At 55.7% G+C, this 9,184-nt stretch carries 9 protein-coding genes; all 9 read left to right on the forward strand.

All coding sequences use genetic code 11. The annotated features are described in order from the left end of the window. The first annotated feature begins 50 nt into the window (after positions 1-50). The 9 genes from rsxA (at position 51) to gstA (ending at position 9,057) form a co-directional block, all read left to right on the forward strand. Entirely contained in the window at positions 51-632 is a 582-nt protein-coding gene (gene rsxA, locus IM282_RS18530) for an electron transport complex subunit RsxA (protein ID WP_022647920.1), read from the forward strand. After that, positions 632-1,210: an electron transport complex subunit RsxB gene (rsxB, locus tag IM282_RS18535; protein WP_015570664.1), complete on the forward strand. Its 579-nt coding sequence runs from the start codon at positions 632-634 to the stop codon at positions 1,208-1,210. Before rsxA ends, rsxB begins: the two co-directional genes overlap by 1 nt. Beyond that, on the forward strand, positions 1,203-3,224 hold the full coding sequence (rsxC, locus tag IM282_RS18540) for an electron transport complex subunit RsxC (protein WP_192970713.1): 2,022 nt from the start codon (positions 1,203-1,205) through the stop codon (positions 3,222-3,224). The genes rsxB and rsxC overlap by 8 nt, the downstream gene beginning before the upstream one ends. After that, the gene (gene rsxD, locus IM282_RS18545; protein ID WP_022647918.1) at positions 3,225-4,277 is read left to right on the forward strand and encodes an electron transport complex subunit RsxD; all 1,053 of its coding nucleotides are present in this window, start codon (positions 3,225-3,227) and stop codon (positions 4,275-4,277) included. Positions 4,278-4,287: 10 nt separating this feature from the next. After that, the gene (gene rsxG / locus IM282_RS18550) at positions 4,288-4,908 is read left to right on the forward strand and encodes an electron transport complex subunit RsxG (RefSeq protein WP_192970714.1); all 621 of its coding nucleotides are present in this window, start codon (positions 4,288-4,290) and stop codon (positions 4,906-4,908) included. A gap of 2 nt (positions 4,909-4,910) precedes the next feature. Next, the gene (locus IM282_RS18555; protein ID WP_003857592.1) at positions 4,911-5,597 is read left to right on the forward strand and encodes an electron transport complex subunit E; all 687 of its coding nucleotides are present in this window, start codon (positions 4,911-4,913) and stop codon (positions 5,595-5,597) included. Further along, positions 5,594-6,229: an endonuclease III gene (gene nth / locus IM282_RS18560; RefSeq protein WP_063146033.1), complete on the forward strand. Its 636-nt coding sequence runs from the start codon at positions 5,594-5,596 to the stop codon at positions 6,227-6,229. Before IM282_RS18555 ends, nth begins: the two co-directional genes overlap by 4 nt. Before the next feature lie 608 nt (positions 6,230-6,837). Further along, positions 6,838-8,346 carry a dipeptide/tripeptide permease DtpA gene (dtpA, locus tag IM282_RS18565; RefSeq protein WP_023299961.1) on the forward strand — a complete coding sequence of 503 codons (1,509 nt, stop codon included), beginning with the start codon at positions 6,838-6,840 and terminating at the stop codon, positions 8,344-8,346. Positions 8,347-8,451: 105 nt separating this feature from the next. Next, the gene (gene gstA / locus IM282_RS18570; protein WP_023299960.1) at positions 8,452-9,057 is read left to right on the forward strand and encodes a glutathione transferase GstA; all 606 of its coding nucleotides are present in this window, start codon (positions 8,452-8,454) and stop codon (positions 9,055-9,057) included. Positions 9,058-9,184 lie beyond the last annotated feature (127 nt).

The following is a 9,184-nucleotide window of genomic DNA, read 5'->3' on the forward strand; positions in this document are numbered from 1 at the left end:
CTGTTGTCGTTTATCCGATAATAGGCGGCTCTTTTATTTCAGGCTAAATAATGACCGATTACTTACTGCTCTTTGTCGGAACTGTGCTGGTTAATAACTTCGTACTGGTGAAGTTCCTTGGCCTGTGCCCGTTTATGGGGGTCTCCAAAAAGCTGGAGACGGCAATGGGCATGGGGCTGGCCACCACCTTCGTGATGACGATGGCCTCCATTTGCGCATGGCTGATTGATACCTGGATCCTGATCCCGCTGGACATGCTCTACCTGCGCACCTTGTCCTTTATTCTGGTCATTGCGGTGGTGGTGCAATTTACCGAAATGGTAGTGCGTAAAACCAGCCCTGCCCTGTATCGCCTGTTGGGTATTTTTCTGCCCCTCATCACCACCAACTGTGCTGTGCTGGGCGTGGCGCTGCTCAACATCAACCTTGGGCATAATTTCATGCAGTCGGCGCTGTACGGTTTTTCCGCGGCGGTCGGTTTCTCTTTTGTTATGGTCCTGTTCGCGTCGATTCGCGAGCGTCTGGCAGCGGCGGATATTCCCGCGCCGTTTCGCGGTAACGCCATCGCTCTGGTGACCGCAGGTTTAATGTCTCTGGCCTTTATGGGCTTTAGTGGTCTGGTGAAGTTGTAATGAGTGCTATCTGGATTGCCATCGCGTCCATCAGCGTACTGGGGCTCGTCTTTGGCATCATTCTGGGTTATGCCTCCCGCCGGTTTGCGGTGGAGGACGATCCGGTGGTTGAAAAAATTGATGAGCTTTTGCCGCAGAGCCAGTGTGGGCAGTGCGGCTACCCTGGCTGCCGTCCTTACGCTGAGGCGGTGGGCGTGCAGGGAGAAAAGATCAACCGCTGCGCGCCGGGTGGCGAAGCGGTCATGCTTAAAATAGCTGCCCTGCTGAACGTCGATCCGCAGCCTGTCGACGGCGATGAACAGGCGCAGGAGCCCGTTCGTGCCCTTGCTGTTATCGACGAAGCCAACTGCATCGGCTGCACCAAATGTATTCAGGCGTGCCCTGTCGACGCCATTGTAGGCGCAACCCGCGCCATGCACACCGTTGTGGCGGACCTGTGCACCGGCTGTAACCTCTGCGTAGCCCCCTGCCCGACGCAGTGTATAGAACTCCGCCCGGTTGAAACGACGACCGAAAGCTGGAAATGGGATCTTCAGACCATTCCGGTTCGCAATATTCCTGTGGAACAACATGCTTAAGTTATTTTCTGCTTTCAGAAAAGAGAAGATCTGGGACTTCGACGGCGGTATCCATCCCCCGGAAATGAAAACCCAGTCAAACGGTACGCCGCTGCGTCAAATTCCGCTGGCGACCCGCTACGTGATGCCATTGAAACAGCACATCGGCGCGGAAGGCGAGCTGTGCGTGAAAGAAGGCGATACCGTCCTTCGCGGCCAGCCGCTGACCTTTGGTCGTGGACGTATGTTGCCGATACATGCCCCGACTTCGGGCAAGGTGGTGGCTGTTGCCCCCCATACCGTTGCCCATCCCTCGGCGTTGTCTGAGCTGAGCGTCATCATTGAAGCCGACGGGGAAGATCGCTGGATCGATCGTGACGGCTGGAGCGACTACCGTTCCCGCAGCCGTGAAGCGCTGATTGAACGCATTCATCAGTTTGGCGTAGCAGGTCTTGGAGGCGCTGGCTTCCCGACCGGCGCCAAGCTTCACGGCGGCGGCGATAAAATCGAAACGCTGATTATTAACGCCGCCGAGTGCGAACCGTACATCACCGCCGATGATCGTCTGATGCAGGACTGTGCCGCGCAGGTGGTGGAAGGTATTCGCATTCTTGCGCATATCCTGCAACCCCGCGAAGTGCTGATCGGTATTGAGGACAACAAACCGCAGGCCATTTCGATGCTACGTGCGGTACTGGCGGACAGCCATGATATCGCCCTGCGCGTGATCCCGACCAAATACCCATCCGGCGGGGCGAAGCAGCTGACGCAGATCCTGACCGGAAAACAGGTTCCCCACGGGGGCCGTTCGTCCGATATCGGCGTGCTGATGCAAAACGTGGGTACTGCCTACGCGGTGAAACGTGCGGTGATTGACGGCGAGCCATTGACCGAACGCGTCGTCACGCTGACCGGCGAGTCCGTCTCCCGTCCCGGCAACGTCTGGGCGCGTCTGGGTACGCCGGTGCATCATCTGCTGGAACAGGCTGGCTTCTGCCCGGGGAGCGAGCAGATGGTCATTATGGGCGGCCCACTGATGGGCTTTACCCTGCCGTGGCTGGATGTGCCAGTGGTGAAGATTACCAACTGCCTGCTCGCCCCTTCCCCAACGGAGATGGGCGAAACGCAGGAAGAGAAAGGTTGTATACGCTGTAGCGCCTGCGCGGATGCGTGTCCGGCAGACTTGCTGCCGCAGCAGTTGTACTGGTACAGCAAAGGCCAGCTGCACGATAAAGCCCAGGCGCATAACCTGGCTGACTGTATTGAATGCGGTGCCTGTGCCTGGGTCTGCCCAAGCAATATTCCGCTGGTGCAGTACTTCCGTCAGGAGAAAGCCGAAATCTACGCTATCTCCATGGAAGAAAAACGTGCCGCTGAAGCGAAGGCCCGCTTTGAAGCGCGCCAGGCGCGACTGGAGCGCGAGAAACAAGCCCGTCAGGAACGCCATAAGCAGGCTGCCGTGCAGCCTGCGGCGAAAGATCAGGATGCGATTAACGCTGCCCTCGCCCGTGTGCGGGAGAAGAACGCGACTGCCGCTCAGCCGGTAGCGATCGTGGCTGGCCAAAAGCCGGACAATAGCGAAGCGATTGCCGCCCGCGAAGCGCGTAAAGCCGAAGCGCGCGCACGTCAGGCGGAGAAGGCGCAAAACGCCAAACCGGAAACCGACACAGACCCGCGTAAAGCGGCGGTGGAAGCGGCTATCGCCAGGGCAAAAGCCCGTAAAGCCGGTCAGCAGACAGTGGTGGTTGAACAGGAAGCGACCGATCCGCGCAAGGCGGCCGTTGAAGCCGCTATCGCCCGCGCCAAAGCACGTAAAGCGGCACAGCTTCAGCCTGCCGAAGAGAGTGAAGCGCCTGTCGACCCACGTAAAGCCGCCGTTGAAGCGGCCATCGCCCGTGCCAAAGCACGAAAAGCGGCACAGCAGGACGAACGGCCTGCGGCCGCCAACGACGATCCACGCAAAGCCGCAGTCGCCGCCGCGATTGCGCGTGTTCAGGCAAAGAAAGCCGCGCAGCAAGCCGTTAACGAGGATTAAATGGTTTTCAGAATTGCAAGTTCCCCTTATACCCATAACCAGCGCCAGACATCGCGTATTATGATGCTGGTGTGCCTGGCCGCGTTGCCAGGTATTGCCGTACAGTGTTGGTTTTTCGGCTGGGGTACGCTTTTCCAGTTAGTTCTGGGTTGCGCCAGTGCCGTCGCAGCGGAAGCAGCGATCCTGAAGCTGCGCAAAATGGAGGTGACTCGCATCCTGAGCGATAACTCCGCCCTGTTGACCGGCCTGTTGCTTGCCATCAGCATTCCCCCGTTCGCCCCGTGGTGGATGGTAGTATTGGGAACGGTATTTGCGGTGATCATCGCCAAGCAGCTGTACGGTGGGCTGGGCCATAACCCGTTTAACCCGGCAATGATTGGTTACGTGGTGCTACTGATCTCCTTCCCGGTACAGATGACCAGTTGGCTGCCGCCGCATGAGATCGCCGCCACGGTGCCCGGCTTTATGGATGCCCTGAACGTTATCTTTACTGGCCACACCGCGATGGGCGCGGATATGAACGCGCTTCGCATGGGCGTGGATGGCATCAGCCAGGCCACCCCGCTCGATACCTTCAAAACCTCCCTGCGTGCCGGCCACAGCGTCGAGCAGGTGATGAAATCGTCTATTTACAGCGGCGTACTGGCGGGTGCGGGCTGGCAGTGGGTCAATCTGGCCTACCTGTTGGGCGGTGCCTTCCTGCTGCAACAAAAAGCGATCCGCTGGCATATTCCAGTGAGCTTCCTGGTGACGCTGGCCGTCTGTTCAACGCTCGGCTGGGTCATCTCACCTGAGTCACTGGCCAGCCCGCAGCTCCATCTGCTCTCCGGCGCGACCATGCTCGGGGCATTCTTTATTCTGACCGATCCGGTCACCGCCTCTACCACCAACCGAGGTCGTCTGATTTTCGGCGCGCTGGCGGGCTTGCTGGTCTGGCTTATTCGCAGCTTTGGTGGCTATCCGGACGGCGTGGCATTTGCCGTACTGCTGGCTAACATCACCGTTCCGCTCATCGACTACTACACGCGTCCACGCGTGTACGGTCATCGCTAAGGGTTACGCCATGCTAAAGACTATGCAAAAACACGGCGTCACGCTGGCGATCTTCGCCGCCGCCCTCACCGGGCTGACCGCGCTGGTAAATGAACTGACGAAAAGCACCATTGCAGAGCAGGCAATGAAGCAGCAAAAGGCGTTATTCGATCAGGTGATCCCATCAGACTTCTATGATAATGACCTGCAAAAAAGCTGCTTTGTCGTGCAGGCCCCGCAGCTCGGTAAAGGAACACACCGCGTTTATATTGCCCGTAAGGGCGAGAACCCGGTGGGTGCCATCATGGAAGCCACCGCGCCGGACGGTTACTCTGGCGCAATTCAGCTGCTGGTAGGCAGCGATTTTTCCGGCACCGTGCTGGGTACGCGCGTGACGGAACATCACGAAACGCCGGGCCTTGGCGACAAAATTGAAACACGCCTGAGCGACTGGATTTTACACTTTGCCGGTAAGATGATTCATGGCGAGGACGATCCTGCTTTCGCGGTGAAAAAAGATGGCGGTGAGTTTGACCAGTTCACGGGCGCCACGATTACGCCCCGCGCGGTCGTCAACGCCGTCAAACGCGCCGGTCTGTATGCCGAAACGCTGCCCGCGCAGATCAATCATCTTTCCGCCTGTGAGGAGTGACCATGAGCCAGGTTAAAGAGGTTATCGTCCAGGGACTCTGGAAGAACAACTCGGCATTGGTACAGCTGTTGGGATTGTGCCCGCTGCTGGCGGTGACGTCTACCGCCACCAACGCGCTCGGGCTGGGGCTGGCGACCACGCTGGTGCTGACCCTGACCAACTTCTCCATTTCTGTTTTGCGCCGCTGGACGCCATCGGAAATCCGTATTCCGATTTATGTCATGATCATTGCATCGGTGGTCAGCGTCGTGCAAATGCTGATTAACGCCTACGCATTTGGCCTGTACCAGTCGCTCGGGATCTTCATTCCGCTTATCGTGACTAACTGTATAGTCGTGGGCCGCGCTGAAGCCTTCGCGGTGAAAAACAACCCGGCAATTTCCGCGCTGGATGGGTTTTCCATCGGCATGGGCGCGACTGCCGCCATGTTCGTCCTCGGCTCTCTGCGTGAAATTCTGGGCAACGGTACGCTCTTCGACGGTGCGGACGCGCTGCTTGGCGGCTGGGCGAAATCGCTGCGTATCGAGGTGTTCCATACGGACACCCCATTCCTGCTGGCCATGCTACCGCCAGGCGCCTTCATTGGCCTTGGGATGATGCTGGCGTTAAAATACCTGATTGATGAAAAACGTAAACGCCGCGCCGCTGAACGCAGCGTACAGGAAGGGATCCCCGAGAAAGCAGTATGAATAAAGAGAAACGCATTGCGATCCTGACGCGCCTGCGCGATGAGAATCCTCATCCAACGACAGAGCTGAATTTTAACTCGCCGTTTGAACTGTTGATCGCGGTGCTGCTCTCTGCGCAGGCCACTGACGTGAGCGTCAACAAAGCCACGGCCCTGCTCTACCCTGTAGCCAACACGCCGCAGGCCATGCTGGAGATGGGGGTTGAAGGGGTAAAATCCTATATCAAGACCATCGGCCTGTTTAACAGTAAGGCCGAAAACGTCATTAAGACCTGCCGGATCCTGCTTGAGCAGCACGGCGGTGAAGTCCCGGAAGATCGCGCAGCGCTGGAAGCGTTGCCAGGCGTCGGGCGTAAAACGGCAAATGTCGTGCTCAACACGGCGTTTGGCTGGCCGACGATCGCCGTGGACACTCACATCTTCCGCGTTTCTAATCGCACCCGGTTCGCGCCGGGTAAAAACGTGGAAGAGGTGGAAGAAAAGCTATTAAAAGTGGTCCCTGCGGAATTTAAGGTGGATTGCCATCACTGGCTAATCCTTCACGGGCGCTATACCTGTATTGCACGTAAGCCACGCTGCGGCTCCTGCATTATCGAAGATCTCTGTGAATACAAAGAAAAAGTCTATCCCTGAAGGTACATCCACTTGTTACTGTTCAAGCCCTTAGATTAAACAAGGGCTCTGATATCTTCTCCCTTGGCCGTAATTTTCCCTCTCATTGTCCATAAAGTGTTGTCGATTCTGCGGATATTTAACACTCAAACAGGTTAATAGTTTTTTCATCACCAAAAATTTCTATACATCTGTGATCGCGATCACTCTGATAACTTGATGTTGGATTTTTGTTGTTAAAACTCTCTCCACGCCTTTGCCAGACAAGATCTCCTCGTTTACTCACCGCATATAAGACCAGTCATTTTTCAGAATATGGGCTATATCACTGCCTTTCACCCAAAATAGCAGAACATATCGCCATACAGCCATTCATCAGGGTCATTTACAGTGAAAAAAACCACCAATTCTCAACGGATGAAATTTAACGCTGCATAACATTTGCGTGAACCGATGATTATACCGCCACAGTTATATGTAACAGATTATTACAAACGTATTGCCAGATGGGGCTGGATAGTGAACATTACCCGCCGTTTCCCCTCCCAATATAACTATAAAGCGGATGGACTACGGTCATCACGCTATGAACACCCCCGTTAATATGGGATGTAAAAAAAGAGGTATATGTGTCTACTGCAAACAATAAACCAACAGATGAGAGCGTAAGTCTTAACGCTTTCAAACAGCCTAAAGCGTTCTATCTCATTTTCTCTATCGAATTATGGGAGCGTTTTGGCTACTACGGCCTGCAAGGGATTATGGCCGTTTACCTGGTTAAGCAACTGGGTATGTCCGAAGCCGATTCCATCACGCTGTTCTCGTCCTTCAGCGCTCTGGTCTATGGCCTGGTCGCCATCGGCGGCTGGTTAGGCGATAAAGTTCTCGGTACGAAACGTGTCATTATGCTGGGCGCCGTGGTTCTGGCGATTGGCTATGGTCTGGTTGCATGGTCCGGGCACGATGCGGGCGTGGTATACATGGGCATGGCTACCATCGCGGTAGGTAACGGCCTCTTTAAGGCTAACCCTTCCTCCCTGCTTTCTACCTGCTACAACAAAGATGATCCGCGTCTGGACGGTGCATTTACCATGTACTACATGTCCATCAACATCGGTTCATTCTTCTCTATGCTGGCAACTCCATGGCTGGCCGCGAAATTCGGCTGGAGCGTAGCGTTTGCGCTGAGCTTCGTGGGTATGCTGATCACCGTTGTGAACTTCCTGTTCTGTCGCAGCTGGGTTAAAGATTATGGTTCTAAACCAGACTTCGAACCCGTGCATATGGGCAAACTGCTGGCAACCATCGTCGGCATTGTGATCCTGGCCGCTGTCGCGACCTGGCTGCTGCACAACCAGGGCATTGCACGTGCCGTACTGGCCGTGGTTGCGCTGGGTATCGTGATTATCTTCGCTAAAGAAGCCTTCGCGATGCAGGGTGCGGCACGTCGTAAGATGATTGTGGCGTTCATCCTGATGCTGGAAGCGATTATCTTCTTCGTCCTGTACAGCCAGATGCCAACGTCCCTGAACTTCTTCGCAATCCGCAACGTTGAGCACTCCATCCTGGGTATCGCGTTCGAGCCGGAGCAGTACCAGGCACTGAACCCGTTCTGGATCATGATTGGTAGCCCGATTCTGGCCGCTATCTATAACAAGATGGGCGACCGTCTGCCGATGCCGCACAAGTTCGCTATCGGTATGGTGCTGTGCTCTGGCGCATTCCTGGTGCTGCCGCTGGGGACGAAATTCGCGACCGACGCGGGTATCGTGTCTGTTAACTGGCTGATCCTGAGCTATGCGCTGCAATCCATCGGTGAACTGATGATCTCCGGTCTGGGCCTGGCGATGGTTGCACAGCTGGTCCCTCAGCGTCTGATGGGCTTCATCATGGGTAGCTGGTTCCTGACGACCGCTGGCGCAGCCATCATTGCAGGTAAGATTGCGAACCTGATGGCGGTACCGGACAACGTTACCGACCCGCTGGTCTCCCTGAACGTCTACGGCACCGTGTTCATGCAAATTGGTATCGCGACAGCCGTAATTGCCGTGCTGATGCTGCTCACCGCACCAAAACTCAATCGTATGACGCAGGACGACGACAAATCCGCTAAAGCGACCAACACCGCGAACGCGTAATGTCATCGGGAAACGACTGAACAGAAGCCGCTAATTGATTAGCGGCTTTTTTTTTATCTGAACGCGCACTAACATAGCGGGAACCTCAGCAAAAAGGAGTTACCGATGAAACTGTTCTATAAACCGGGCGCCTGCTCTCTTGCTTCGCATATCACCCTTCGCGAGAGCGGTAAGGATTTCACGCTGGACGGCGTTGACCTGATGAAAAAGCGCCTGGAAAACGGGGATGACTTTTTTGCGATTAACCCAAAAGGGCAGGTTCCGGCCCTGCTGCTGGATGACGGTACGCTGCTGACCGAAGGCGTGGCGATTATGCAGTACCTGGCCGACAACGTGCCTGATCGTCAGCTGCTGGCACCAACAGGCAGTATCTCTCGCTATAAAACCCTTGAGTGGCTTAACTACATCGCGACCGAGCTGCACAAAGGCTTTACGCCGCTGTTCCGCCCGGATACTCCGGAAGAGTACAAACCGACCGTACGTGCGTTACTTGAGAAAAAGATGCAGTACATTAATGAATCACTGAAAGACGATCAGTGGATCTGCGGTGCGCGTTTCACCATTGCTGATGCGTATCTGTTTACCGTACTGCGCTGGGCGCGCGCGGTGAAGCTGAACCTGGAAGGATTAGATCATATTGCGTCGTATATGGAACGCGTAGCGGCACGCCCTGCGGTTGCAGCGGCGCTGAAGGCAGAAGGGTTGAATTAATCCGAGTGCGCTGTATTGCCGGGTGGCGCTGCTGTATGACCGGATACATGGGTAACAGATCAGACCGGGAACATAGGTAACACTTTTCAGTCTATCCGGAGCACACTCTGGGTTTTTCGGTCGTAGT

Source organism: Enterobacter cloacae complex sp. P29RS, from assembly GCF_014893445.1.
Classification (GTDB): domain Bacteria; phylum Pseudomonadota; class Gammaproteobacteria; order Enterobacterales; family Enterobacteriaceae; genus Enterobacter; species Enterobacter intestinihominis.

Excerpts from the sequence above, each read along its gene's own strand:
- nth (WP_063146033.1), top strand. The coding sequence starts at position 5,594 with ATGAATAAAGAGAAACGCATTGCGATCCTGACGCGCCTGCGCGATGAG.
- rsxB (WP_015570664.1), top strand. The coding sequence starts at position 632 with ATGAGTGCTATCTGGATTGCCATCGCGTCCATCAGCGTACTGGGGCTC.
- rsxA (WP_022647920.1), top strand. The coding sequence starts at position 51 with ATGACCGATTACTTACTGCTCTTTGTCGGAACTGTGCTGGTTAATAAC.
- rsxC (WP_192970713.1), top strand. The coding sequence starts at position 1,203 with ATGCTTAAGTTATTTTCTGCTTTCAGAAAAGAGAAGATCTGGGACTTC.
- IM282_RS18555 (WP_003857592.1), top strand. The coding sequence starts at position 4,911 with ATGAGCCAGGTTAAAGAGGTTATCGTCCAGGGACTCTGGAAGAACAAC.
- rsxD (WP_022647918.1), top strand. The coding sequence starts at position 3,225 with ATGGTTTTCAGAATTGCAAGTTCCCCTTATACCCATAACCAGCGCCAG.
- rsxG (WP_192970714.1), top strand. The coding sequence starts at position 4,288 with ATGCTAAAGACTATGCAAAAACACGGCGTCACGCTGGCGATCTTCGCC.
- gstA (WP_023299960.1), top strand. The coding sequence starts at position 8,452 with ATGAAACTGTTCTATAAACCGGGCGCCTGCTCTCTTGCTTCGCATATC.